Annotated in this window: 21 protein-coding genes; 9 read left to right on the forward strand and 12 right to left on the reverse strand. The window is 57.8% G+C overall.

Going from position 1 to position 24865, the window contains the following annotated elements; genetic code table 11:
• Positions 1-7 precede the first annotated feature (7 nt).
• Positions 8-3499 carry a DNA polymerase III subunit alpha gene (gene dnaE, locus L3X40_RS08980; protein ID WP_237365304.1) on the forward strand — a complete coding sequence of 1164 codons (3492 nt, stop codon included), beginning with the start codon at positions 8-10 and terminating at the stop codon, positions 3497-3499.
• Positions 3500-3508: 9 nt separating this feature from the next.
• On the opposite strand, the gene L3X40_RS08985 is transcribed toward dnaE, so the two are convergent.
• On the reverse strand, positions 3509-4594 hold the full coding sequence (locus L3X40_RS08985; RefSeq protein ID WP_237365305.1) for a PA0069 family radical SAM protein: 1086 nt from the start codon (positions 4592-4594) through the stop codon (positions 3509-3511).
• A 57-nt stretch (positions 4595-4651) separates the two neighbouring features.
• On the opposite strand from L3X40_RS08985, the gene L3X40_RS08990 reads away from it, so the two are divergent.
• Positions 4652-4993 (forward strand): VOC family protein, encoded by a 342-nt coding sequence (locus L3X40_RS08990; protein WP_237365306.1) that lies wholly within the window; start codon positions 4652-4654, stop codon positions 4991-4993.
• A 7-nt stretch (positions 4994-5000) separates the two neighbouring features.
• On the opposite strand, the gene L3X40_RS08995 is transcribed toward L3X40_RS08990, so the two are convergent.
• Entirely contained in the window at positions 5001-5798 is a 798-nt protein-coding gene (locus L3X40_RS08995) for a LytR/AlgR family response regulator transcription factor (protein WP_237365307.1), read from the reverse strand.
• Positions 5795-6892, reverse strand: coding sequence for a sensor histidine kinase (locus L3X40_RS09000; protein ID WP_237365308.1), 1098 nt, complete (start codon positions 6890-6892; stop codon positions 5795-5797). The genes L3X40_RS08995 and L3X40_RS09000 overlap by 4 nt, the downstream gene beginning before the upstream one ends.
• 141 nt (positions 6893-7033) lie before the next feature.
• Between L3X40_RS09000 and L3X40_RS09005 the strand changes: the two genes are divergently transcribed.
• Positions 7034-7615, forward strand: coding sequence for an HD domain-containing protein (locus L3X40_RS09005; protein ID WP_237365309.1), 582 nt, complete (start codon positions 7034-7036; stop codon positions 7613-7615).
• Here L3X40_RS09005 and L3X40_RS09010 read toward each other — a convergent pair.
• Positions 7602-8096 (reverse strand): winged helix-turn-helix transcriptional regulator, encoded by a 495-nt coding sequence (locus L3X40_RS09010; protein WP_237365310.1) that lies wholly within the window; start codon positions 8094-8096, stop codon positions 7602-7604. The two genes, L3X40_RS09005 and L3X40_RS09010, sit on opposite strands and share 14 nt — an antisense overlap.
• A gap of 235 nt (positions 8097-8331) precedes the next feature.
• On the opposite strand from L3X40_RS09010, the gene L3X40_RS09015 reads away from it, so the two are divergent.
• The gene (locus tag L3X40_RS09015) at positions 8332-10425 is read left to right on the forward strand and encodes a RelA/SpoT family protein (RefSeq protein WP_237365311.1); all 2094 of its coding nucleotides are present in this window, start codon (positions 8332-8334) and stop codon (positions 10423-10425) included.
• 10 nt (positions 10426-10435) lie between these two features.
• Here L3X40_RS09015 and L3X40_RS09020 read toward each other — a convergent pair whose 3' ends face one another.
• The 3 genes from L3X40_RS09020 to fdxA form a co-directional block, all read right to left on the reverse strand.
• Positions 10436-11137 (reverse strand): head GIN domain-containing protein, encoded by a 702-nt coding sequence (locus tag L3X40_RS09020; protein ID WP_237365312.1) that lies wholly within the window; start codon positions 11135-11137, stop codon positions 10436-10438.
• Between the two features lie 125 nt (positions 11138-11262).
• The gene (locus L3X40_RS09025) at positions 11263-11793 is read right to left on the reverse strand and encodes a CarD family transcriptional regulator (protein WP_237365313.1); all 531 of its coding nucleotides are present in this window, start codon (positions 11791-11793) and stop codon (positions 11263-11265) included.
• Between the two features lie 250 nt (positions 11794-12043).
• Positions 12044-12382 carry a ferredoxin FdxA gene (gene fdxA / locus L3X40_RS09030; protein ID WP_237365314.1) on the reverse strand — a complete coding sequence of 113 codons (339 nt, stop codon included), beginning with the start codon at positions 12380-12382 and terminating at the stop codon, positions 12044-12046.
• Between the two features lie 340 nt (positions 12383-12722).
• Here fdxA and L3X40_RS09035 point away from each other — a divergent pair, with 340 nt between their 5' ends.
• From L3X40_RS09035 to L3X40_RS09045, 3 genes are read left to right on the forward strand one after another with little or no spacing between them, the layout of a single operon-like run.
• Positions 12723-14297 (forward strand): peptidoglycan DD-metalloendopeptidase family protein, encoded by a 1575-nt coding sequence (locus tag L3X40_RS09035; RefSeq protein ID WP_237365315.1) that lies wholly within the window; start codon positions 12723-12725, stop codon positions 14295-14297.
• Positions 14298-14323: 26 nt separating this feature from the next.
• Entirely contained in the window at positions 14324-15319 is a 996-nt protein-coding gene (hemB, locus tag L3X40_RS09040; RefSeq protein ID WP_237365316.1) for a porphobilinogen synthase, read from the forward strand.
• 2 nt (positions 15320-15321) lie between these two features.
• The gene (locus L3X40_RS09045; RefSeq protein ID WP_237365317.1) at positions 15322-15867 is read left to right on the forward strand and encodes a gamma carbonic anhydrase family protein; all 546 of its coding nucleotides are present in this window, start codon (positions 15322-15324) and stop codon (positions 15865-15867) included.
• Here L3X40_RS09045 and L3X40_RS09050 read toward each other — a convergent pair.
• Genes L3X40_RS09050 through L3X40_RS09065 form a run of 4 tightly spaced genes read right to left on the reverse strand, consistent with a single transcriptional unit; the run spans position 15862 to position 22695 of the window.
• Positions 15862-17799, reverse strand: coding sequence for a tetratricopeptide repeat protein (locus tag L3X40_RS09050; RefSeq protein WP_237365318.1), 1938 nt, complete (start codon positions 17797-17799; stop codon positions 15862-15864). The two genes, L3X40_RS09045 and L3X40_RS09050, sit on opposite strands and share 6 nt — an antisense overlap.
• 25 nt (positions 17800-17824) lie before the next feature.
• Complete coding sequence (gene prsR / locus L3X40_RS09055) at positions 17825-19201, reverse strand: PEP-CTERM-box response regulator transcription factor (RefSeq protein WP_237365319.1); 1377 nt, start codon at positions 19199-19201, stop codon at positions 17825-17827.
• Positions 19198-21303 carry an XrtA/PEP-CTERM system histidine kinase PrsK gene (prsK, locus tag L3X40_RS09060; protein ID WP_237365320.1) on the reverse strand — a complete coding sequence of 702 codons (2106 nt, stop codon included), beginning with the start codon at positions 21301-21303 and terminating at the stop codon, positions 19198-19200. Before prsK ends, prsR begins: the two co-directional genes overlap by 4 nt.
• Positions 21304-21306: 3 nt before the next feature.
• A complete protein-coding gene (locus L3X40_RS09065; protein ID WP_237365321.1) occupies positions 21307-22695 on the reverse strand; it encodes a TIGR03013 family XrtA/PEP-CTERM system glycosyltransferase in 1389 nt (462 codons plus the stop codon).
• A gap of 168 nt (positions 22696-22863) precedes the next feature.
• Between L3X40_RS09065 and L3X40_RS09070 the strand changes: the two genes are divergently transcribed.
• Positions 22864-23445 carry a YqaA family protein gene (locus L3X40_RS09070; protein WP_237365322.1) on the forward strand — a complete coding sequence of 194 codons (582 nt, stop codon included), beginning with the start codon at positions 22864-22866 and terminating at the stop codon, positions 23443-23445.
• 106 nt (positions 23446-23551) lie between these two features.
• Positions 23552-23686: a hypothetical protein gene (locus L3X40_RS22315; protein ID WP_272907935.1), complete on the forward strand. Its 135-nt coding sequence runs from the start codon at positions 23552-23554 to the stop codon at positions 23684-23686.
• A 66-nt stretch (positions 23687-23752) separates the two neighbouring features.
• Here the strand turns inward: L3X40_RS22315 and ada are convergent, their stop codons facing one another.
• The gene (gene ada / locus L3X40_RS09075; RefSeq protein ID WP_237365323.1) at positions 23753-24802 is read right to left on the reverse strand and encodes a bifunctional DNA-binding transcriptional regulator/O6-methylguanine-DNA methyltransferase Ada; all 1050 of its coding nucleotides are present in this window, start codon (positions 24800-24802) and stop codon (positions 23753-23755) included.
• Positions 24803-24865: the final 63 nt, after the last annotated feature.

A 24865-nucleotide genomic window follows, 5' to 3' on the forward strand; every position in this document is an offset into this window, starting at 1 on the left:
GCCCACCATGCCTCATGCCCCCTTCGTTCCGCTTCGCATCTTTTCCTCCTACACCATGCTGGAAGGGGCCATTGAGCCCAAGGCGATAGCAAAACAGGCGCGCGCACTCGGCTTTCCGGCCGCGGCACTGACGGACCGCAACGGCCTGTACGCTGCCATGGCCTTTTCCGACGCCTGCAAGTCAGAGGGTGTGCAGCCCATCGTCGGTACGATGTTGAGCGTTTCCCGACCGGGAAGGCCCGATGGGACCAGCCCGGTCTATGACTGGATTGCGCTCTATGCCCAGGACAGCACGGGATATGATAACTTGTGCACGCTCGTGTCGATGGCCCATCTCGACCGGCCCATTGAGGAACAGGCGCATGTCGCCTTCAATGCATTGCAAGGGCGTACCGATGGGCTGATCGCACTGACGGCCGGCAATGAAGGCGCGCTCGCCCGTCTGTTTGCGGAAGATCAGCCCGATGCCGCGCTTGCCTATGCCGATCGCTTGCAAGCGCTGTTTCCCGACCGGCTCTATATAGAAATCGTCCGCCGCCTTGATGCGGTTGAAGGCAACGCCGAACCGCATTTGCTTGATCTTGCCTATGATCGAGATATTCCGCTCGTGGCCACCAATCCGTGCTGTTATGCCGAACCGCATTTCCATTCCGCGCACGACGCGATGTTGTGCATCGCTCAATCCTCCTATGTCGACAGCGATGACAGGCTGAAAAGTTCGCCCGACGCGTGGATGAAACCGGCGGCCGACATGAAGCGGCTGTTTGAGGATCTTCCCGAAGCGCTGGCGAATACGCTGGTGGTTGCGCAGCGTTGTGCCGTCATGGCCCCCAAGCGCAAGCCGATCCTGCCCAGCCTTGCCGGCGACCGGGAGGGCGAAGAAACGCAACTGCGCGCCGACGCAACGGCTGGACTGGAAGCGCGCCTCGAAAAACTCGGGATCACCGATGCCGAACGGCGCAAGCCCTATTTCGACCGGCTGGAATTTGAAGTCGGCATCATCATTCAAATGGGCTTTCCGGGATATTTCCTGATTGTTGCCGACTTCATCAAATGGGCTAAGGACAATGATATTCCGGTCGGGCCGGGACGCGGATCAGGCGCGGGTTCCGTCGTCGCATGGGCGCTGACCATCACCGATCTCGACCCATTGGAACTGGGCCTGCTGTTCGAACGCTTCCTCAATCCAGAGCGCGTATCGATGCCTGACTTCGACATCGATTTCTGCGAAACCCGGCGTGGCGAAGTCATTCGCTATGTGCAGAGCAAATACGGGTCAGACCATGTCGCGCAGATCATCACCTTTGGTAAGCTGAAGGCCCGCGCCGTGTTGAAGGATACCGGCCGGGTTCTGCAAATGAGCTATGGCCAGGTGGACCGGCTGGCAAAGCTGATCCCCAATCATCCCACTGACCCGTGGACGCTGGATCGCGCCATGGAGCGCGGGGGCGTTGCCGAATTACGCTATGAATATGAGCGCGACCCTCAGGTCAAACGCCTCATCGATCTGGCCCGCAAGCTGGAGGGCCTGCCGCGCCACAGTTCCACGCATGCTGCGGGCGTGGTGATCGGTGACCGTCCCCTGTCACAGCTGGTTCCGCTCTATCGCGATCCGCGATCGGATATGCCGGTGACGCAGTTCGATATGAAATATGTGGAGGGCGCGGGTCTCGTCAAATTCGATTTTCTGGGGCTGAAAACGCTTTCCGTGCTGCAAAAAGGCGTGCGGTTGTTGAAGGGGCGAGGCGTAGAGGTCGATCTCGACCTGCTCCAATGGGATGATCCTGCGGTCTTTGAATTACTCAAGCGTGGCGACACCGTCGGCGTGTTCCAGTTGGAATCAGAGGGGATGCGCAAGACTCTGGCGCAGGTGAAACCGACCAGTTTCGGCGACATCATCGCCCTTGTTTCGCTCTACCGACCGGGACCGATGGACAATATCCCGATGTTCGGACGACGCAAAAACGGCATGGAGGCGATTGAGTATCCCCATAAATTGCTGTCCGGCATATTGGAGGAAACCTACGGAATCTTCGTCTATCAGGAACAGGTGATGCAGGCCGCTCAGATATTGGCGGGCTATTCCCTTGGGGACGCAGACTTGCTGCGTCGCGCCATGGGCAAGAAAATTCAGGCCGAAATGGATGCCCAGCGCGAACGGTTCGTGACCGGTTGTGCGCAAAACAATAATATTCCGGCGTCCAAGGCCAATGAACTGTTCGACTTGATCGACAAATTTGCAGGCTATGGTTTCAACAAATCACATGCCGCCGCCTATGCCCTGCTCGCCTATCAGACTGCTTGGCTGAAGGCGCATTATCCCGCCGAATTCTATGCCGCCTCCATGTGTTTCGACATGCACCAGACCGACAAGCTTTGCATCTTCGTCGATGACATGCGGCGCATGGACATCACATGCCTGCCCCCGTGCATCAATGCCAGCGAGGCAGAATATTCGGTTGAACCGCATGAAGACGGCCACGCGGTGCGCTATGCTCTGGGTGGTCTGAAGGGCGTGGGTGAAAAGGCGATGGACACGCTGGTCGCCGAACGGGTGGACCATGGACCGTTCACCAGCCTTGACGATTTTGCCAATCGGGTGGAGTCGCGCCTTTTGAACCGGCGCCAGCTTGAAAGTCTGGCCGCGGGCGGCGCATTCGACAGCATCAATCCCGACCGGGCGGGCGTGCACGCAGCCGCGGAAACCATTCTCGCCGTTGCATCCAGCGCAGCCGAAGCGCGGACAAGCGGTCAGGGCGGGCTGTTCGGGGCGGCAGAGGTCAAACAACCGGACATTCAAATTCCATCCGGCATCCATTGGTCGATTGCCGATCGCATGGCACAGGAAAAGGACGCATTCGGTTTCTATTTCTCCGCCCATCCGGTTGATCGTTTTCGCCACATTGCCGATGCCAACGGCGCAAAAGACTTCAGCCTGATTTGCAGCCAGCCAGCCAATGATCAGGGCGGGAGGACGAACGCAATCATGGCGGCATTGGTAGAGGAAGTACGCTGGCGCGAAACCAAACGAGGTCGGCGTTATGTCTCCGCCACCCTGTCGGACAGTAGCGGTCAGTTTCAGGCAAGCTGCTTTGATGACGATGTCTGCAAACAGATTGAAGAGCTTGGCAGTGACGGGGATTGCGGCCTTCTGACCGTGGAACTGGATCGTCAACCGGGGGAAGAAATGCCGCGCGTCGCAATCCGCAATGTTCAACCTTTCTCCCGCCTTTGCAATACATCACGGCTCATTCTGCAAATTGATGTCGCAGAACCAAAAGCCGTTTCCGCCATCGCGCAACTTGTGTCCGGGGCAAGGGGCGGACGCTGTGAAATCCTGTTGCGCAGCAAACTCGCCGATGGCCGCATCGCGAAGCTTCGTCTGGGTCGGGATTTTGCGGTAGAGGCCGAACTCGCCGCCAGTATCGCGACGATTCCCGGCGTTGCGTACCATGAATTAAAGGGTGCAGAGCCGTTACGCCTTGCGCTCGTGTCCTGAGCAGGCGGCTTACAATAAGCGTGGCTGATCGCCCTCTGGCGGTCTGAACAAATCCGTCCGCAATTTCTGCCGTCCCGACTGGTTCAGCCCCAGCCGGGCACATGTCTTTGCAAAGCGCGTTCGCATCAAATCGGCCCACACGCCTTGCCCCCGCATACGCATGCGATAGCGCGGATCATTATCCCGCCCACCCCGCAGGTCCTGAATGATCGCCATGACCTTGTCTTTGCGATCAGGGAAACAGGCATCCAGCCAATCGCGAAACAGCGGCGCGACTTCATGGGGCAGCCGCACAGGAATGAACGATGCACTCCGCGCGCCAGCCTTTGCCGCCGCCTCCAGTATCGCTTCCATCTCATGATCGGTGATCGCAGGAATGACAGGCGCGACCGACACATGCGTCGGCACCCCCGCCCGTGTCAGTTCACCGATTGCCTCCAGCCTTTTGTGCGGGTGCGGCGCTCTTGGCTCCAGCGTGCGGGCTATGGCCGGATCGAGCGACGTGACGGATAGGGCGACCACGACCAGATCATCCTTCGCCATGTCGGCCAGCAAGTCGATATCGCGCAAAACGCGGTTCGATTTTGTCGTTATGATAAGTGGATGGCGGCAGTCATGGAGTATCTGAATACAGTCCCGCGTGATCCGCCAATCCTTTTCAATCGGTTGATAGGGATCGGTATTCGTGCCCATCGCAATCGGCGCAACGGCATAGCCGCATCGCGACAGTTCCACGACAAGCAACCGGGCGGCATCGGGTTTGGCAAATAACCGACTTTCGAAATCAAGCCCCGGCGACAGGTCGTGATACGCATGGCTGGGCCGCGCAAAACAGTAAATACAACCATGTTCACAGCCGCGATAGGCGTTGATGGAACGGTCGAATCCTATGTCCGGCGATGTGTTGCGCGTGATGATCGTACGGGGATGTTCAACCGTCACCGTCGTGCGCAATCGTTGCGGCGGACCGTCTATCGCTTCGCGTTCGTCAAGCCAGTCGCCATCTTGAGTCCGTTCCGACAGGTTAAAGCGCAGCGGTGTCCGATTGACAGTCGCGCCCCTGCCCCTATCTTTCGGGATATTTTTTGCTGGCATAATGGCAAATCCTGCCATATGTATAGGAACATATCAAGAACATTTGAGGTGATAATCATGGCGCGATTACATTATGTCGAGTTGCCTTCGGGAAACATTGGCGCTTCGAAAAACTTTTATGCCGATGCGTTTGGCTGGACGTTTACTGATTTCGGACCCAGCTATGCCGCCACGACGACCGGCGACACCGATGTCGGTATTTCCGGCGACCCCGCCGAAGCGACCGCCCGCTTGTTGCCGGTCATTCAGGTCGACAATATCGAGCATCAACGTGCAGCGGTGATCAAGGCGGGCGGGCAGATCAGCAGGGACATTTTCACCTTTCCCGGCGGCCGACGGTTTCATTTCACTGACCCTGACGGGCATGAACTGGGGGTGACGCAACTCGACCGGGAGTAAGACCCGGTTAATGCACGAAGCGCGCCACCACGTCGCGATAGGAGCGGCTGACCTTCACCTGTGCCCCTGATTCCAAAACCAGGAAGCATTCGCCGTTGGTATGGGGCTTGACCTGCCGCACCTGACTCAAATTCACGATGGTCGAACGGTGCACTCGTTGAAAATTGCGCGGGTCGAGTCGCTTTTCCAGATCCTTCATGGTTTCACGCAGGATCAAACTATTGTCGGCGGTATAGATGCACATATAGTCGCCCGCCGCGTCGATCCGCTCTATGCTGTCGACATCGACGCGGAAAATCTGGCCGCGATCCTTGATGTTGATGAGTTTCTCAAAACGATTGGACGCGGGCGCGTCATCCTCGACAAATTCGCACACCGCATCGGGCGCGACTTCGGCCAGCACTTCGCGCAGGCGCTCCACCTCCTGCACATTGCGTTTTTCAGACAAGCGTTGACGTACACGGTCCAGCGCGTCGGCAAGACGATCCTCGTCCACCGGCTTCAACAGATAATCGACCGCCTGCGCTTCAAAGGCGCGAATGGCATGCTCGCTATAGGCGGTGACAAAGATGAACAGCGGCGGCTCTATCTCCATCATGCCCTGTACCACGGAAAAGCCGTCGAAACCCGGCATCTGGATGTCGAGGAACACCAGATCGGGTTTATGCGTCTTTATAGAGCGGATAGCCTCCCGGCCATTGAGGCAGGTGTCGACGATCTCAACATCCTTATGGGTTTCCAATCGTAATTGGAGTCCCTGAATGGCCAGGCTTTCGTCGTCAACCAAGATCGTTCTGATCGTCATGCAGCAACCTTTGTCTGTTCTTCCGTTACATGCGGCATTTCAATGATCACTGAAAACCCGCCGCCGGGCATAGAACGCGTTTCAAGGCTTTGGCGTTCCCCGAAGGCCTGAAATAAACGATCGCGGATATTGGCAAGCCCCACGCCGGTTGAAAGTATCGGATCGAAGTCCCCGTCATGCAATCCCGGGCCGGTATCGGATACGATGATCCGTACATTTTCACCGGCAGGTTGGGCCGTAACCGAAATATCCGCACCTTCCTCCCTTGGTGTCACGGCATATTTGATCGCATTTTCGACCAATGGCTGCAAGAGCAGCGAAGGCAGCCGCGCCCGTGCAACGGCTGGATCAATATCGAACACAGTGCGCAGCCGATCTTCGAAGCGCATTTTTTCTATTTCCAGATAGAGTTTGAGCGTCTCCACTTCCTGCGCCAAAGTGACCTGTGCCGTTGGTTCGTTGATCAGCGTATAACGCAGGAAAGACGACAGGCGGGAGAGCATTGCATTGGCCCGCTCCGTCTGTTTCAGCAGCACCAGTGTCGAGATACTATTGAGCGTATTGAACAGGAAATGCGGATTCAACTGATAGCGTAGCATGGCGAGTTGCGCGCTCGATGCTTGGTTCTCAAGGTGCTCCAACTGATTGGCCTGTTCCTCGATCGTGAGGAAGAAGTTGATGGCATAATAAAGCGCCGACCACGCGCCCAGCAGGGTGAAAGTCAGGTAAAAAGCGCCCAGAAACAGTTGCAGTCCGGCCGTGTCGCTGGTCCGGTTTTGCGTTGAAAAAACCCAGGCATCGATAAAGGCCGACATGCCCGCCGCCATAAGGACAACAAGGATCGACACGCCCCAGGTGACAAGCGGACGTTGTTTGACCAGTTCACGAAAAATCACGGCCATCAGCAAAGTCAGCGAATAGCCCGTAACCGTGGAAATCAGAACGGGCACCAGAAAGGAAATCGGTTGCCCGTTGGCAATGCCCGACAATCCGCGCAATGTCAGCGCGCCAAGCCAACCCAGCGACTGCAGGTTCCAGAACGCCCGGTTCTTGTCCTCGAAAAATGGTTTGGGACGAATGGATATGACGGCCATGCGGTTTCTTATCGACTTTTCACCAGCATTTGAAGCTATGACACATGGACATGGCATGAAACCTTACGTCAAGCCAGCCAGTTTGCATTCACATGGGACAAGGGATAAGTTCAGCGCTGGAGGCAATAAGCAAGACTCGCAATGAACAACATGGACAAGACGAAAGCCGGCTTCAAAGAGCTTGCGGATTCTACCGCTGAAGACTGGCAGCATATCATGCATTGCATGCAACCTTTTGCCGGCAATCTGTCTGGTCGTGTACTTGCTCATTTGCAACTGCTGAGCGGCGATTACGGTGGCTTCCCTATCGATCGGCTGCAACACTGCCTGCAAACAGCAACTCTGGCGTATCGTGATCGTCGCGATGAAGAATATGTGGTCATGTCGCTTCTCCACGACATAGGCGATACACTGGGCACCTACAATCATCCCGATGTCGCCGCTGCAATCCTCCAGCCTTTCCTGTCAGAAGAAAATCACTGGGTCGTGCAGCACCATGGAATATTCCAGGGCTATTATTATTTCCATTACTTGGGACTGGACCGGGATATGCGGGAACAATATCGTGGCGATCCCCATTTCGCCGCCACCGCCGATTTCGCCGAGCGATATGATCAACGCGCGTTTGATCCCGATTACGACACCGCGCCGTTAGACTTTTTTGCTCCAATGGTGCAGCGCCTGTTTGCTTCACCGAAATATGCACTGATTACCCGACCCTGACGGACCGGTCAGCACATTGTGGAAGGGACGACACTTCGTCTGCCTCGATCCAGCACAAATCTTCCAGTTCCAGCCGTCGGCCATCGTGAGAATAAATGCCGATTTTGGCAATCGGTTGACGATCACGCCGATCGGCCAGCACAGGGGTGGAGGGCACGCCCGCGCCCCATCGCTCCCCCCATTGACGCAGCGCCAGCATGACCGGTAACAGTTCCAGACCTTTCTGGGTAAGCCGATATTCGACCTTTCGGCGGTCATTCTCCATCTGGTGTCGGTCCAGAATGCCTTTTTCCACAAGGCGGGATAGCCGACTGGCCAAGATGTTGCGCGCAATGCCCAGGCTCGATTGAAAATCTTCAAAGTGGCGCACGCCACTGAGCGCCGCGCGCAAAATGAGAAAGGACCAACGCTCTCCCATCGCCTCAAGTGCGGAGGGGAGGCTGCACCCCTCGAATGCGCAGGTTTCTTCCGTCAATCCCATAATCTTCACAAATACCGCAAAAAATGATCGGTTGCAAAATAGATATATATTTTCAGTTGCAAAAGACCACTATGCCATCTAGGTATCGAATCACAACTTAATTTGGCACCCCGCCCGTCTCCTCCCATGACGGGAACCCGCCTCAACTTTCTGCGCCCACCTGCATGTCGGACATACAGGGTCGGGCGCAGATTTTTGTTGCATAGCGGCAAAATTCCCCCACATCCTTAAAGGGATGTTACGACAATATGAATTGGTAGAGCGGGTCAAACGCTATGATCCCGATGCGGACGAAGCGCTGATCAACCGCGCTTATGTTTTTTCCGTCCAGAAACATGGCCGCCAGAAGCGCGCCAGCGGCGATCCATATTTCAGTCATCCTATTGAAGTCGCAGGCATTTTGACCGGCCTCCATCTGGACGACCAGACGATTATCACAGCCCTTTTGCATGACACGATCGAAGACACGCTTGTTACTCATGAGGAGATTGAGAAGAATTTCGGGCCAGATATTGCCCGGCTGGTCGATGGCGTTACCAAATTGTCAAAGATCGAGGCGCAGACCGAAAATGAGCGCGCCGCGGAAAACCTGCGTAAGTTCCTGCTGGCCATGTCGGATGACATCCGCGTCCTGCTGGTCAAGCTCGCCGACCGGCTACATAATATGCGCACGCTTCATTTCATCAAGAATATCGACAAGCGCAAGCGCATCGCGCGCGAAACCATGGATATCTATGCCCCGCTCGCAGAACGGATCGGCATGTATGAATTCATGCGCGAAATGCAGTATCTGGCCTTTGAACAGCTTGAACCGGATGCCTGCCACAGCATCACCCGCAGATTGGAACAGCTCAAGGAAGGCGGTGGCGACAAAATTGCGCGTATAGCCTCCGGCCTGCAATTGCTGCTGGGCAAGGTAGGATTGAAAGTCTCCGTTTCCGGTCGGGAAAAGCATCCCTATTCCATCTGGAAGAAGATGCAGGAACGACATATCAGCTTTGAACAGTTGACCGATGTCATGGCATTTCGGGTCATTACTGAAACCACGGAGGATTGTTATCGCGCGCTGGGCATCATCCACCAGCGCTACAAAATGGTTCCCGGGCGGTTCAAGGATTATATCTCAACGCCCAAGCGCAACGGGTATAAATCCCTGCATACGACCGTCATCCACGGCGAAAATGCCCGCATCGAAATCCAGATCCGCAGCAAGGACATGCACCATGATAGCGAGTTCGGCCTTGCGGCGCACTGGGCCTATAAACAGACGCACAGCGGCCCGGACGGTCAGGCGGGCTGGATTCGTGACCTCATCGAAATTCTCGATCAGAGCCAGGACGCCGACGAACTGCTCGAACATACCCGCATGGCCATGTACCAGGACCGCATCTTTGCGTTCACGCCCAAGGGTGAGTTGCATCAGATGCCCAAGGGTTCAACGCCGGTCGATTTCGCCTACGCGGTCCACACCAACCTGGGCAATCAAACCGTCGGGGCAAAGATCAACGGCCGCGTCGTTCCACTGCGCACTCAGCTGCAAAACGGCGATCAGGTCGAAATTCTCAAGTCGGATGGGCAGGAACCCAGCCCCGGCTGGCTGACCTTTGTCGTCACGGGCAAGGCGCGCGCCGCCATCCGGCGCTATGTCCGCCACAAACAGCGCGACGAGATGATCGCGTTGGGCGAAATGCTGTTTGAGGAAATTGCCAGCCGCCTGCCCGTCGCCATCGGTGACAAGGCTCTGGCGGGCGCACTCACCCGGCTGAAACTGGATGATCGGGCCAACCTGATGCTCGCCATCGGCACGCACAGTATTTCCGATGCGGAGGTCATGGAAGCCCTGATCCCCGGCAGCACCACGGATGCCGATCACCATCCGCACGTGCCGCAACAGCACAAGGCGATCTCTATCCGCGGCCTGACACCCGGCGTCGCGTTCAAACTCGGCGATTGCTGCCATCCGGTTCCCGGCGACAGGATTGTCGGTCTGCGTCACCCTGGTGAAAGCATAGAAGTGCACACCATTGATTGCAGAACGCTGGAAAGCGGCACCGACGCCGATTGGGTGGATCTGAGCTGGGACAGCAAATCGTCAGGCGGAACCGCGCGCTTGAGCGTCATTCTGAAAAATGAACCGGGCGCGCTTGCCGCGGTTGCCAATATTTTCGGCGCCAACAAGGCCAACATCCTGAATCTGCAGCTCAGCAATCGGGAAGGGCCATTTCACACCGACATTATTGACATTGAGGTGCATGACACGTCGCATTTGATGCGTATCATTTCGGCGCTTCGTTCGATCGAACCTGTGATTCAGGCCGATCGGGTTTAAGCGCCCCGGATCAGTCACTACCGCAAATCAATTGGCCGCTTCCCGCCTGACTGGTTTTGCACGCCGGCCGTCCCCGTACGGTCACATCGCCTGAGCCTTTGACCGTCACGTCTGCGGTTCCGGTTGCGGCCAGAACAATGCTGCCCGGCCCCTGACTATCGATGGTCAGTGTTTTTGCAATAAACTCGGGTGCCTCGATACTGCCCGCGCCAATGACTTGCACCCGCGCATCGCCTGCCTTTCCGGCAAGGCGAATACGACCGCTGCCTGCACTGTTGACAACAAGCTGGTCCAAGGCGACGCCATTGATTTCCAGATCGCCATTGCCCGCCAAATTCACGTCCCCACGCGTGCCCTTCATCCCGTTGATGGTCAGTACGCCATTCCCGCCCATCAAAACCCTGCGCAGCGTCGCTGTCGTAATGATTACGCTGACTTTGCCCGAATTGCCGTTTTCCTGGCCAAAACGAGGCGGCGCGGCACGGATAGTCAGAACGCCGCCCGACACATTGAGCGAAACCCGATCAAGAGCATCCCGCTCCCCTTCGGCACGCGCTGAATTGCCCTGGCCGGTCACGATGGTCACATGGAAAGGCGCCTGCATGCGGACCGTATCGAAATTGGTTACACTATATTGCTGCGTGGCTGCCGCTGCATGAACAGAAATAGCCATCGACAGCATCAGGCTGCATATCAATATTTTCATGGTCATACCGACATCATGACACCGCACCGGCACGGTGCAATCCTTTTTGCCAAAGGGGCTGGCTGGCAATAAGGTCCAAGAAAAAAGGCGACCCCGCAGGGCCGCCTTCGTTCAATGCCATAAAAGCAATCTCAGTCGACCTTTTCCCGATTATATTTTGGTGCGGCCTCGTTGAGAATTTCGAGAATCTTCACCAGAGCACGCGGTTCGTCCACTTCCTCCATCGCCGCCAGCTCACGGGCCAGACGACTAGAGGCGGCTTCAAAAATCTGCCGCTCGGAATAGCTTTGTTCGGGCTGGTCGTCCGCACGGAACAGATCGCGGGTCACTTCGGCAATCGACACAAGGTCGCCCGAATTGATTTTCGCTTCATATTCCTGTGCGCGGCGGGACCACATGGTACGTTTTACCCGGGGCTTGCCCTTCAGCGTGTCGAGCGCTTCGCCCAGCGTTTTGTCGGACGACAGCTTGCGCATGCCGACGCTTTCCGCCTTGTTGGTCGGAACGCGGAGCGTCATGCGCTCCTTTTCAAACCGCAGGACATAAAGCTCCAGCTCCATGCCCGCAATTTCCTGGCTCTGAAGCTCTACCACACGGCCGACGCCATGCTTTGGATAAACTACGTAATCACCTACATCGAAAGACAGCGCCTTGGCAGCCATTCTTGAAACCTTTCTCAGCTATCTGGGGAGATCAGATCGCAACATGCTGCACCAAGAGATTGGGCGCAAAAGCGACTCACCCGAAGAACATGCGACGTTTTTCTCCTTGGGCGCATATACGCCCGTTGGGATTAATTGTAGCAGATTCGTAATATAATTACCACCCCACGCATCTGTTATGCGTGAAGTGATTGATGCCTATAAGCAAAAAAGCTGTGGAAAACTGTTCTTGACGTATGTTTTCGGGCTATTAATCGCCTGACCCCGGCTCAGCGGAGAAATATTTCTCGAACTTGCCCTCTTCACCCTTGTGATCATCCGCATCGTCGGGCTGTTCACCCTTCGTCGTAATATTGGGCCATTCGGCGGAAAACTTGGTATTCAGTTCCAGCCATTTTTCCAGCCCATTTTCCGTATCGGGCAAAATGGCCTCTGCCGGGCATTCGGGTTCGCAAACGCCGCAATCGATGCATTCGCTGGGATTGATCACCAGCATGTTCTCACCCTCATAGAAGCAATCTACCGGGCACACCTCTACGCAGTCCATATATTTGCAGCGGATGCAGGCGTCGGTGACGACATAGGTCATTTTGAACTGATCTCCTCGCGGGCTTTGTTGCTCTGCTATGCTGCACTTTGGCGCGCGTCAATATCCAGTGCGAACACTGGAGCAAGGATTTCTTGATCCGCCCCTTGTCATCCTTTGTGATTGGGCTTCACGCTGGCCGCCAGCGATGTGTTAGTTGCGCCTGTGCACTTTGGTTCCGCAACGCATTGGGAACTATCGGCCATATGGCACGGTTCACCGCACGAAATCTCCATTCACCATGATCTTAAATTGACTTTAACCTTACTCGGGCAGAAGGTTTCGCAGATAGGTTGGGCGAAGAGCCGTTAACTGTTTTTCGTCCGTCGGGGGATGCAACACCTTGTTTCAGAAGAATGATTTTGATTACGGCCAAGGGGGCGCCACGGCTTCTATTTCCCTTGCCGACGCAATCGCCATCCCATTGCGCGCGGGCGATCTGCGGCACTGGCGTGAACGGCTGCGCGAATATTGCGACGAAATTAATCTTGTCCCCGATCTTGGCCAACGTATCGGATCGGCAGAATGGCTGCGCGGTGTACTGACTTGCGGCGCATTATGTGCCAGTGCCCTTTATCTTTACCCCGGCTTTGCTCCCATTCCCGGCCTGTCGGAACAGGCGCTGACGGACAGGCAGTTCGACGAAGCCCGCGCGCAGATGATCACGCCGCTGGCCCTTGGCGCCGATACGGGGCGGCATATGGCGGCAAGCGATATTGTCGCACCGCTGAAGGAAACACCAGAACGTCCGCAGATAGACCTGACCGCCGCCATCGGCAGCGGCGACAGTTTCTCCCGCACGCTGCGCCGTGCTGGTGTAAGCGATACCGACGCGTCCAAAGTGATGGACCTTCTGTCCGGCGCGATAGCAACAAGCGCACTGACACCGGGCACGCGGATCGATATTCGCCTCGGCCGCCGCGCATCGCGCAATGTTCCGCGACCGCTTGATGCCCTGACTTTCCGCGCCAGACTCGATCTGGCACTTAGCATGAAGCGCGTGGATGGCGCGCTCACACTGACCAAAATTCCTATTGCCGTCGATGCCACTCCGCTGCGTATTCGCGGCACGGTCGGTTCCAGTCTTTATCGCTCCGCGCGTGCCGCCGGTGCTCCTGCAAAGGCCATTCAGACTTATCTAAAGGCCATTGTGGGCAAGATTTCGCTCGACCGGGATGTGGGCGCGAATGACCGGTTCGACATCATTCTGGACTATCGCCGCGCGGAAACAGGAGAGGTTGAGGTAGGCGGACTGCTCTATGCCGGTCTCGAAAGGACGCGGGGCAAGGACCTTAATCTGTTGAAATGGACCACCGGCGGCCGCACCGAATGGTTTGAAGCATCGGGCGTCGGCGAACAACGCGGACAGCTTGCCGCGCCGGTCAACGCACGGGTCACATCAGGCTATGGCATGCGCCGCCACCCGATACTGGGCTATAGCCGGATGCATGCCGGTATTGATTTCGGCGCGCGCTATGGCACCCCCATCCACGCCGTAACCGACGGTCGAGTGGTTTATTCCGGGCGGCACGGGGGACATGGCAAATATGTAAAAATCGACCATGGCCGCGGACTTGCCACCGGCTATGGACATATGAGCCGGATCGCCGCCAATTCAGGAGAGTTTGTCCGCCGGGGTCAGGTCATCGGTTATGTCGGTTCGACCGGCCTGTCGACTGGACCGCACCTTCACTATGAATTGTACCGCAACGGACGCACAGTTAATCCCAACTCGGTCAAATTCACCACCACGGCGCAACTTGCAGGCAATGATCTGCGCAAGTTCCGCGCCCGGCTGTCTGAACTCAGAAGCCTGAAGGCGGGCCTGCCGGAACCAGTGCAATCTGCACAAAAGACCGCCGATGCACCAAAGGAAATCGCGCTTTTGCCCAATGGCACGACGCGGCTCTTGCGGTAAACGGCCCTGTGCCGCTAAACGGCGGCATGACTTCAGCTTCTTTTCCCGCATTGCGCCTTCGCCGTACCCGCGCCAGCGCCTGGAGCCGCAGCCTGTTCGCGGAAAACCGCATCGGGCCGCAAGACCTCATCTGGCCGCTGTTCGTTACGCAAGGCAAGGGCGTCGAAGAACCTGTATCCAGCCTGCCGGGCGTTTCGCGCTGGTCGGTGGACCTGATCGTGGCGCGCGCGAAAGAGGCGCGTGACGCCGACATCCCCTGCCTTGCCCTTTTCCCCAACACACCACATGAAAAGCGCAGCGACGATGGCAAGGAAGCGCTTAACCCCGACAATCTGATGTGCCGGGCGATCAAGGCGATCAAGGATGCCGTGCCGGACATAGGTATTTTGACCGACGTAGCGCTGGACCCTTATACCAGCCATGGACAGGATGGTCTGATCGACGACACGGGCTATGTTCTCAATGACGTCACGAGCGAGGTGTTGACAGGGCAGGCACTGGTGCAGGCGGCGGCAGGCGCCGACATTATCGCGCCCAGCGACATGATGGACGGGCGCATTGGTGCGATCCGTTCGGCATTGGAGGGCGCAGGGCATGTCAACGTGCAGATCATGTCCTATGCCGCCAAATATGCGAGCGCCTTTTATGGCCCCTTCCGTGACGCGGTCGGTTCACGCGGTCTGTTGAAAGGCGACAAAAAGACCTATCAGATGGACCCGGCCAATGGTGCGGAGGCGCTGCGTGAAGTGGCGCTCGATCTGGCCGAAGGGGCCGACAGCGTCATGGTCAAGCCAGGCCTGCCCTATCTCGACATCGTTCGCGCGGTGAAAGACCAGTTTAATGTGCCCGTCTTCGCCTATCAGGTATCGGGCGAATATGCGATGATCGAGGCCGCAGTTGCCGCTGGCGCGGGCGAACGCGATGCGTTGGTCCTTGAAACGCTGATGGCATTCAAGCGTGCTGGATGCAGCGGCGTTCTGACCTATCATGCACTGCATGCCGCACGATTGTTGGAGCAATGAACATGGACCCCCTAATCCTGCCACTGGGCGGCAAAAGCCCGAAAATCCATTCAAGCGCCTTCATCGCGCCGGGGTGCAGGATTATAGGCGATGTCGAAATCGGTGCGGATGCAAGCATATGGTATAATTGCGTCATCCGTGCCGACGTCAATTTAATCCGCATCGGCGCGCGTACCAATATTCAGGATGGCACCATCATCCATTGCGACAGTGACAAGGATGGTTCAGGCGGCTTTCCAACCATCATTGGCAATGACGTGCTGGTCGGTCATATGGCGATGCTGCATGGCTGCACGGTCCATGATCGCGGCTTTGTCGGGCTGGGCGCGATCGTCATGGACGGGTGCGTGATCGAGGGCGATGGGATGCTGGCGGCAGGCGCTATGCTGACGCCCGGCAAAACCGTTGTACATCGCCAGCTATGGGCAGGACGCCCCGCCAAATATATGCGCGACCTGACCGATGATGCCGTCACCGGCATGCGTGAAGGCGTGGAACATTACGTCCATAATTCCAAAGCGCATATAGGCGCGATCAAGGCGCTATAGCCCCTTCGTTCCGACCTTGGCATAGACTTCGTTCAGGTGCTGATTCAGCAGCGGATTTTTCGGCGACAAGGCGACGGCTTTTTCCAGCAGGTCGATGCTCGTCCGGCTCGCTCCATCCGCCTTGTAACGCATCCAGCCATAGGCATCGCTCGTCACCGGGCTGGAAGGCAGCAATGCATAAGCATGGTGCGCCAGTGCAAGCGCGATGCGCGTCTGTCCTTCGCCCAATCGCGCCCAGGCAAGATCGGTCAGCAGCAAGGCATCGCCATTGCCGATGCGGCGGCGCAGCCGCTCCAGCAGGAACGCCGCTTGCGCCCAGTTGCCAGCCTCCAGATGCACCGTGGCTGCAAGCCGGTTGGCCGGTACGCTTAATGGATTCTGGCCAAGATAAAGGTTGAGCACACGCACCGCGGCCGCCGTGTCGCCCGCATGGCGGTACGCAGCAACCATCCGCAATGCCGTTGCCTCTGTAAAGGCAAGATTGGCCGCCTGACCATAAGCCTCCGCCGCCTGCGCATAGCGCCCTGCCGCCGACAAGGCATCGCCATACACAACATGTGCATCAGGCGCATTCCTGTTGGCCTGTTGCAGCGACCCGGCCCGGGCAATCGCCTGATCGGTCTCGCCCGCCTCCAATAACGCTCGAACATAGGGAATAACCGCCGCCGCGGAATCGGGATGCTCCATCGCCGCACTCGCCAGCAGTACCGGATTGCCCGCGCCTGCAAAAACTTCCGCATCGCCCCGAACCGGCAGCGCCGCCCGCTCAAACAATCGCTCCGCCGTCCCCCGCTCGCCCAACGCTTCGTAGGCGCGCGCAGACAGCGTTAAACTATAGCTGTCCGCATCCTTCCGCTCGCTCAATGGTTGCAGCGTCCGCACCGCAGCTGTGAAATCACCGGCGCGGTATTGGGCGGCACCCAATAGCTGTCGCGCCTTCATATTGAAGGGCTGTCGCGTTAGCAGCCGATCGAACCGTTCCGCAGCCAGGGTGAAATTGCCTGCCTGATAATGCAGCCCGCCCGCCAGCAGCATGGCTGCGGGCATATCGTCCATCTTTCCGCCCGTCCGCTGCATCAAGCCGCGCGCCAAGTCGTAATTGCCCGCACGCGCTGCCATGACCGCCTGCATAAAAAAGGCGCGGAAGTTGCCTGGATCAAGCGCGATGATCCGGCGCGTTACTGCCAACATGCGCCGTGCTTGCCCCAACTCAGCCAGTGTTGCCGCATATTCGGTCAAAGCTGGTACATTATTGCTATCGAGCGCCAGCGCCTTTTGAAACCATGGAATCGCAGCGAGCGGCCCATATTGATCGCGTACCAGCATGCCCCGAAAGATGATGGCGTCAACGTTGCGCGGATCGGCGCGCACAGCCCGATCGGCGGCGATCACCGCCCCACCCTGATCGCCCAGCGCCAGCCGAAAACGGGCAATGTCGGTCCAGCTCCGGCTATTGTCGGGCGCAAGCCGCAACATCTTTCCAAAGGCCTGCGTCGCCAGATCCATACGGCCTTGCGCCTGATAGGCACGACCCGCCATACGCTGCGCCTCCGCCGCGAAGCGGGCATCGACGTCGTCGGACAGGGCTTCCTTCAGCGCGTCGTCCGTTCGCCCCTGCAACAGCAGCGCGCGCGCCATCATATGCCGGGTAAGCGGTACAGCCGTGCCCAGGTCGCGAGCACGACTGATTTCCGCTTCCGCCCCCAATCCGTCGCCCATCGCCAGCAGCGCCCTTGCCTGCATCAGTCGGGCCTGCGCCCATTGCGGATCCGCCTTGACCGCATTCAGCAATTCGATCCGCGCCGTCCGCACATCGCCTTTACCAAAAGCGGCAACGCCCCGGTCATAGGCGGCACGCGCATCGCCCTTGCCATTTGCCAGCACCGCAAAGGCGGGCAAGGCGATCACAAGACAAAGGACGACCGCCAACAACAGGTATTTCCTGCGCAACGGCATGTCAGGCTTGCATCTCATACTGCTTCAAAAGATCGTATAGCGTCGGCCGGCTGATCCCCAGCATCTTGGCTGCACCTGAAATATTGCCTTGCGTCCGGGCGATGGCGCGGCGGATCGCCTTGCGGTCCGCCATTTCACGGACGGTTTTCAGGTTGATAACGTCGGGGTCTTCCTCACCCATGCCGTCCAGATCAAGATCCGCCGCCGTCACCAGCTTCCCTTCGGCCATGATGACCGCGCGCTTCATACGGTTTTCAAGCTCGCGCACATTGCCCGGCCATGCCCATGCGTCAAGCGCGGCCAGGGCATCGGGAGCCAGTCCCTTGACCGCCGGATTCATGTCCTTGGCAAAGCGCGTCAGGAAATGCTTGCCCAGCAGAACCGCATCCCCTTGCCGGTCAGCCAATGTGGGGATGCGGATAACAATCTCGGCCAGACGGTAATAAAGATCCTCACGAAAACTGCCCGCGCCAATCATCGCTTCCAGATTTTGATGGGTCGCACACACGACGCGCGTATCCACTGGTATGGTCCGGCGTCCCCCGACCCGTTCAATGACCCGCTCTTGCAGGAAGCGAAGCAATTTGACCTGGAGGTTTAGCGGGATATCCCCCACCTCATCCAGAAATAATGTACCGCCGGCGGCCTGTTCGATCTTGCCTTCAGTCGTCTTCACAGCACCAGTGAACGCGCCCTTTTCATGCCCGAACAATTCGGATTCCAGCAGCGTTTCGGGGATGGCCGCGCAATTGATTGCAACGAACTGCCCTCCGCGCCTGTTGCTGCTGTCATGTACGCCGCGCGCCAGCAATTCCTTGCCCGTTCCGCTTGCGCCCAACAGCATGACCGACACATCGGCATTGGCGACACGTTCGATGGTACGCGCGACCTTCAGCATTTCAGGCGCAGCGGTAATCATCCGGCCCAGTACCCGATGATCGTCCGACGCCGTTTCGGCCAGCCGTGCATTCTCCCTTTCCAACGCATGGACATGGAATGCGCGCGACACGATAAGTCCCAGTTCATCGATATCGACCGGCTTTTGGTAGAAATCATACGCCCCGCCCGAAATGGCGCGAAGCGCGCTCTCCCGCACGCCATGGCCGGATGCGACGATGACCTTCGTGTCAGGCTTGAGAGCCAATATCGCATCGAGCGTGGCAAAGCCCTCACTCGTGCCATCGGGATCAGGCGGCAGGCCAAGGTCGAGCGTCACCACATCGGGCTCCTCCGCACGCAATATGTCGAGCGCTTCGGTACGATCACTTGCGACCAACACCTCATAATCTTCATAGGCCCAGCGCAATTGACGCTGTAGTCCGACGTCATCCTCGACGATCAGCAGCTTTGGTAACGCTATGGGGCGGTTCTCGCTCATCCGGCGACCCTTTCCTTATCATCTGTTTCATTTTCTGCATCTTGCATGGCGACCGGCAGGATCAGCGTGAAACGGCTACCTTCGCCTTCCCGGCTTTCCACCTCGATCCGTCCGTTCATGGCGGCGGCAAGAGCTCTCGCCTCGAATGCACCGATACCGAAGCCGCCTTCCTTGCTGGACAAAAACGGCTTGAAAAGCTGACTGCGGATAAACTCGGCGCTCATTCCGCACCCTCGGTCGATAATTTCCACCGACACATGCAGGCTCTGCTGACCAAGACGTATCATAACCGGTTCATCAGGACTGCTGGCATCGATCGCATTCTGGATCAGATGATTGAGAATCTGCTCAAGACGCGCTGGATCGGCCATGACGTTGACCGTCACATCGCCACTGATCGTCACCGGATGATGCGGGTTCTTGATCTCCACGACCTGTTCGATCAGCGGGCGGATCGCAATCGCACGTGATTCCTCGTACCGCGCCTTGTTATGTTGCGACAAGCGCGCGAGCATGTCATTCATCTTGCCAACGGATTCCCGAAGCGTGGCGATCATGTCCGCGCGGAATTCCGGTTTGTCGGCATGCCGTTCCGCATTGCGCGCGACCAGACTCAACTGGCTCACCAGATTCTTGATGTCATGCATGATGAAGGCAAAACGCCGATTGAATTCCTCAAATCGATGCGCCTCGGACAACGCTTCCTGGCCCTGCGCCTCGGAAATATAGCTGGCGACCTGCCGTCCGACGACGCGAAACATATCCAGATCTTCCCAATCGAGATCCCGTGGGACCACCGGCCGCGCCAACAATACCGCGCCTGTCAACCGATCGAAATGGATCAGCGGAACCAATGCCCAGGCCCGGCTTTCCTCGATAACCCAGTCTGGCAGGCGCGTCTGGTTTTCCCCCTTGGCGATGGTCTCGCGCTCTTCGTCCAGTTCGATGATCCAGCCGCTATCTTCGAGTGCCGCCATCTGCGCCGCGCTCATCGCCATCGCAGGGATATCGGCATCGCTCCAGTTCCATCGCGCCTGCACGCTGAGGCCGCCCCCTTCTCCCGGCATAAGCAATAGGCCCGCGGGCGATTCGGTAATGTCGGCAACCGCCTTTACCGCCCTTTCGTAAAAAGGCGCCGCGCTGAGCCCCGGACGACCGATCGTATTGGTAAAGCGCGTCCACTCATCGCGGTAATCGTAGCGATGTTGAAAGAAATGCTTGGTGATCTTGACCCTGAACCATGCGCGAAACTGACTGGACGGCAGCAAGACCAGCGCTGCCACGGACATGCCGAAAATAAAGCTGATCTGCACCACCCTGGCATAAGCGCCGCCAAACGCCTGTGCTGCAGTTGCGATCAACACCATGGAAATCAGGTAAGCGCCAATTGCCACCAGGGAGAGCGACTGGAATGTCACCGTCCGCGACAGGCGTAACTTCCAGCTTGTATTGCGATGCGCACCCAGTGCGAAAACGGGCGCCATCAGGGCCATAACGAACCCGCGCATGGCAAAAAGTTCGACCGCGTCGCCGTGGGTCAGGTAGGAAAATGTGTATAGGTTCAGGTCATAGGTCCACATCGCCGCAAGCGCCGCAAGCAACAGGCGGATACCCCAGCGTGCTTCGGGCGCGGTCACGACGTAAAGGTTATGGACCAGCACCAACGCACCGACCGCAACCATCATGCGCAGGGCGAGCGACACAAAGAACAGCCCGCGCAACAGGCTGTCGTCCGCATCCGCACGGCCGGGAAACAGTTCAAGCCCCCATTGGAGCACCAGCACAACGCCAAGCACGGTATAGATGGCATTCACGGCCGCAGGGTGATCCGCCTTGCGTCCTTCGCCACGATGCAACACGACAAACATGAAAAGCAGCCACGCCATGTTGCGCAGACTTTCCGACATGCCGGGGATGACGTTGAACGGCCCGCCCAAAGCGGTACTCAACGCCCAGAAAGCTGTCAGCAGGAGCGCCGCCACCAGCAAATGCTGCTGCAATATCGCCTCTCGTCGGCGCGATACCCATATGCCGATGGCCGCAAACAACGCTGCCGCCAACGCATGCCCCCATTCGGCAAGGAAACTCAGGACCACGCTCATGGTTCAGCGCGCTCCTTCCGGCCAAAGCACGACGCGCAACGTTTGAAGCAGGATCAGCAGGTCAAGAAACGGCGTATAATTCTTCGCATAATAGAGGTCATATTCCAGCTTGTGCCGCGAATCCTCAATCGATGCGCCATAGGGGTAATTGATCTGCGCCCATCCCGTTATGCCCGGCTTCACCATGTGGCGCTCGGCATAATATGGCATGTGTTTTTCCAGATCCTCGACAAATTGCCGACGCTCCGGGCGTGGCCCGACAAAGCTCATTTCGCCCTTCAGCACGCTCCACGCCTGCGGCAATTCATCGATACGCAGCGTGCGCAAAACCTGCCCGACGCGGGTAACGCGCGGATCATTTTCCGACGCCCAGACTGCCTGTCCTGCGACTTCCGCATCCTGCCGCATTGATCTCAGCTTGAGGATCTGAAACTCCTGCCCATAGAGTCCAACACGGCTCTGGCGGAAAAACGCCGGACCCTTGCTGTCGATCTTGACAATAATTGCTGCAATCAAAATGAGCGGGGCAGTCAGGACCAACAGCACAAAGCTGGCGATGATGTCGAACAGGCGCTTGGCAAAGCTCGACAGCCTGCGGCCCGCAGAAAAGCCATCGGAAAAGATGAACCAGCTGGGGTTGACGCTGTCCAGATCGACCCGGCCAGTCTCCCGTTCCAGAAAGCTCGATAAATCATTGACATGCACGCCAGTCGTCTTGATCCGCAGCAGATCGGAAAGCGGCAATGCATTGCGACGCTCTTCCAGCGCCAGCACGACCTCACTCGCGCCCAGGCGCACTACGAAATCGGCCAGATTATAGATTGCGCTTCGGTCAATGGCCTCGGGGATGATTTTCGGTCCATCGTTCATCCCGACATAGCCGACGATGGAAAAGCCGCTGCCGCGTTGTTCCGCCAGCGTGCGGATGCGCTCGGCCCGTGGACCCGCGCCAAGCACGATCAGACGGCGCTTGAACGCCTCCCCGCTGATCATCTGACCGAGAACAATTCGCACGGTGATAAGCAACAGAAAGGAGAAACCCATCGCATAGAGCGAATTGGATCGCCAAAGCGTCATGCCCGGCAGGACGAAGGACAGGACTGAAAGCAAAATAACGCCCAGCGAAACCGACACCAGCAAACGCGCGGTTGCAAAGCGCAGCGATTGCAGCGCTTCCGTGCCATATACGCCCACTGCGATCATCGCGGCCTGCAAGGAAACCGCGAAGCTGACCAGCGGCACATAGCGCGTGGCCAGCGGTTCGACTGCCATGCCGATCTGATGCGCACGGAAAACCCATCCCGCCTCGGCCGCACACAATAGCAGCGCGAAATCGAGCAATGCCAGCAACAACACCGCATGCGGAATATAATGTTTGAATATCCTGATCATGCGCGGTGAACGTCCAGCCTCATCAAATAACAATCAGGATCAATTTTACATAAAAGTGTAAATATTTCCGACATGAACGGCATTGTCGCTGAAATTGACAAAAAAATTCTGAACGGCGCACCGACAATCTCTGGCATCGAGAACCATTAGCGGGTAATTCCCGCGGCGATGTTGAAACGCCTTTACAACTGGACGCTGGAAAAGGCGGGCCACCACCATGCCTCTCGCTGGCTCTTCGGAATCAGTTTCGCGGAAAGCAGCTTCTTTCCCATTCCACCCGACGTGCTGCTTGGCCCGATGTGCCTGGCAAAGCCCAGGTCCGCTTTTCGCTATGCGTTCATCTGCACGCTTGCGTCGGTTCTGGGCGCGCTGCTTGGTTACGCCATCGGCCTTTTCCTTTTCGACACGTTGGGCAAGGCGATCCTGAACACCTATGGCCTGCTCGAACAATTCGACGCGTTTGCCGCCAGGTTCAACGAACAGGGCTGGCTCATCGTCTTGCTTGCGGGCTTCACACCTCTGCCTTTCAAGGTTATCACCATCGCGGCCGGCGCAACCAAGATGCCGCTGTATATTCTTGTCATCGCCAGCATCATTTCCCGTTCGGCCCGCTTCTATCTGGAGGCCGCATTACTGTGGAAATTCGGTGAACCAATGAAACGAGCCATCGATCAGAATTTCGCACTGATCACGACCATAGTCGGCACATTAGGCGTCGGCGGCTTCGTTGCAGTGAAATATCTGGTTTGACGGGATCAGGCCGGGTATTTTTGACCTGCTCCACAACAAGAATGAAACTACTGCTCACCAGCTTCGTTCTCTCATAGTAACGATGATGATAAGCAGGAGTGATGTGATGAAAAAAATACTATTTGCCGTCACGCTTCTTGTAGGCTTCGGCGCATCGGGATGTGTGGCTTTGCTCGGCGCGGGCGCTGGCGCCACTGCCGTGGCCTGCACAAATGACAACGTGGATTGCCCGGTCGACTAAGCTCAGACCGCCGGATATACGGATAAGTGCTGCCTCACATGGCGGCTGGCTCGTGAGCGGGGATATCTATTCACCCTGCCGCTCTTTGCTTAACAGCGCCTTTTTCCGTTCCAGCCCATAGGCATAGCCGCCAAGCCCGCCGTCGCTGCGCACAACCCGGTGGCAGGGGATCAGGATGGCAAGCTGGTTATCGCCACAAGCCGAACCTGTCGCCCGTACCGCGCCGGGCCGGCCAATGGTTGCGGCGATTTGTGCGTAGCTGCGGGTTTCCCCCGGCGGAATGGTGCGCAAGGCGTTCCATACCGCCTGCTGGAATGCTGTCCCCCGCACATCCATGGGCAGATCGTCGGCGAGGCCCGGTTGTTCGGCGAGCGCCACGACGCGGGCTGCAAGTTCGGCAAATCGTGCATCGCCAGGGCGAATGTCCGCCTTTGGAAAACGCAGGCGCAACACGCTTTCGTCTTCATCGAAACTGATCCGGCATAGGCCCCTCTCGGTCGCGGCAATCAGCATCGGACCAAGGCTGCTTTGCGCCACGGTCCAGCGGATCACCGCTCCCTGTCCGCCATTTTTCCATGCCGAGGGCGTCATCCCCATGCGCTGGGCCGCATCGGCATAGGCGCGACTGGGGGCGTTGTAACCGGCATCATAAATGGCGTCCGTCACACTCCCTCCATTGTGCAGCGCCGCTTCCAGCCGGTCGGCGCGCAATTGGCGGGCATAGGCGGCAGGGGTCACACCCGCCGTGCGTTTGAACAAGCGATGAAAATGATGCGGCGCATAGCCTACCTGTGCCGCCAGTTCGTCGAGGGCAGGCATTTCCTGCGCCTCCTCTATCAAGGCTATGGCGCGTTCCACCGCCTGTCGGTCGCGAGCCGTTTCATCGGGCCGGCACCGCTTGCAAGCGCGAAACCCCGCCGCCCGCGCAGTTTCACCATCGGGAAAGAACACCATATTGTCCCGTTTGGGGTGACGTGCCGGGCAACTGGGCTTGCAATAGATGCCGGTGGTCCTGACCGCGCCGACAAATCTCCCGTCCCAATTACGATCGCGCCGTTCGAAGGCCTCCCAGGCCATATCCGGATCGATCCGGTCCATGATGCTGATGTCTGTCATACGATGTGTTTAGAATATTATCACGCCGCTTGCTTCCCGTCTCTTGCGTTCAAAAACCGCGTC

Source organism: Rhizorhapis sp. SPR117 (assembly GCF_021742065.1).

Bases quoted from the DNA above. Each gene is read 5' to 3' on its own strand.
- dnaE (WP_237365304.1), top strand. From the start codon at position 8: ATGCCTCATGCCCCCTTCGTTCCGCTTCGCATCTTTTCCTCCTACACC.
- L3X40_RS08985 (WP_237365305.1), bottom strand. From the start codon at position 4,594: ATGCCAGCAAAAAATATCCCGAAAGATAGGGGCAGGGGCGCGACTGTC.
- L3X40_RS08990 (WP_237365306.1), top strand. From the start codon at position 4,652: ATGGCGCGATTACATTATGTCGAGTTGCCTTCGGGAAACATTGGCGCT.
- L3X40_RS08995 (WP_237365307.1), bottom strand. From the start codon at position 5,798: ATGACGATCAGAACGATCTTGGTTGACGACGAAAGCCTGGCCATTCAG.
- L3X40_RS09000 (WP_237365308.1), bottom strand. From the start codon at position 6,892: ATGGCCGTCATATCCATTCGTCCCAAACCATTTTTCGAGGACAAGAAC.
- L3X40_RS09005 (WP_237365309.1), top strand. From the start codon at position 7,034: ATGAACAACATGGACAAGACGAAAGCCGGCTTCAAAGAGCTTGCGGAT.
- L3X40_RS09010 (WP_237365310.1), bottom strand. From the start codon at position 8,096: ATGGGATTGACGGAAGAAACCTGCGCATTCGAGGGGTGCAGCCTCCCC.
- L3X40_RS09015 (WP_237365311.1), top strand. From the start codon at position 8,332: ATGTTACGACAATATGAATTGGTAGAGCGGGTCAAACGCTATGATCCC.
- L3X40_RS09020 (WP_237365312.1), bottom strand. From the start codon at position 11,137: ATGACCATGAAAATATTGATATGCAGCCTGATGCTGTCGATGGCTATT.
- L3X40_RS09025 (WP_237365313.1), bottom strand. From the start codon at position 11,793: ATGGCTGCCAAGGCGCTGTCTTTCGATGTAGGTGATTACGTAGTTTAT.
- fdxA (WP_237365314.1), bottom strand. From the start codon at position 12,382: ATGACCTATGTCGTCACCGACGCCTGCATCCGCTGCAAATATATGGAC.
- hemB (WP_237365316.1), top strand. From the start codon at position 14,324: ATGACTTCAGCTTCTTTTCCCGCATTGCGCCTTCGCCGTACCCGCGCC.
- L3X40_RS09045 (WP_237365317.1), top strand. From the start codon at position 15,322: ATGGACCCCCTAATCCTGCCACTGGGCGGCAAAAGCCCGAAAATCCAT.
- prsR (WP_237365319.1), bottom strand. From the start codon at position 19,201: ATGAGCGAGAACCGCCCCATAGCGTTACCAAAGCTGCTGATCGTCGAG.
- prsK (WP_237365320.1), bottom strand. From the start codon at position 21,303: ATGAGCGTGGTCCTGAGTTTCCTTGCCGAATGGGGGCATGCGTTGGCG.
- L3X40_RS09065 (WP_237365321.1), bottom strand. From the start codon at position 22,695: ATGATCAGGATATTCAAACATTATATTCCGCATGCGGTGTTGTTGCTG.
- L3X40_RS09070 (WP_237365322.1), top strand. From the start codon at position 22,864: ATGTTGAAACGCCTTTACAACTGGACGCTGGAAAAGGCGGGCCACCAC.
- L3X40_RS22315 (WP_272907935.1), top strand. From the start codon at position 23,552: ATGAAAAAAATACTATTTGCCGTCACGCTTCTTGTAGGCTTCGGCGCA.
- ada (WP_237365323.1), bottom strand. From the start codon at position 24,802: ATGACAGACATCAGCATCATGGACCGGATCGATCCGGATATGGCCTGG.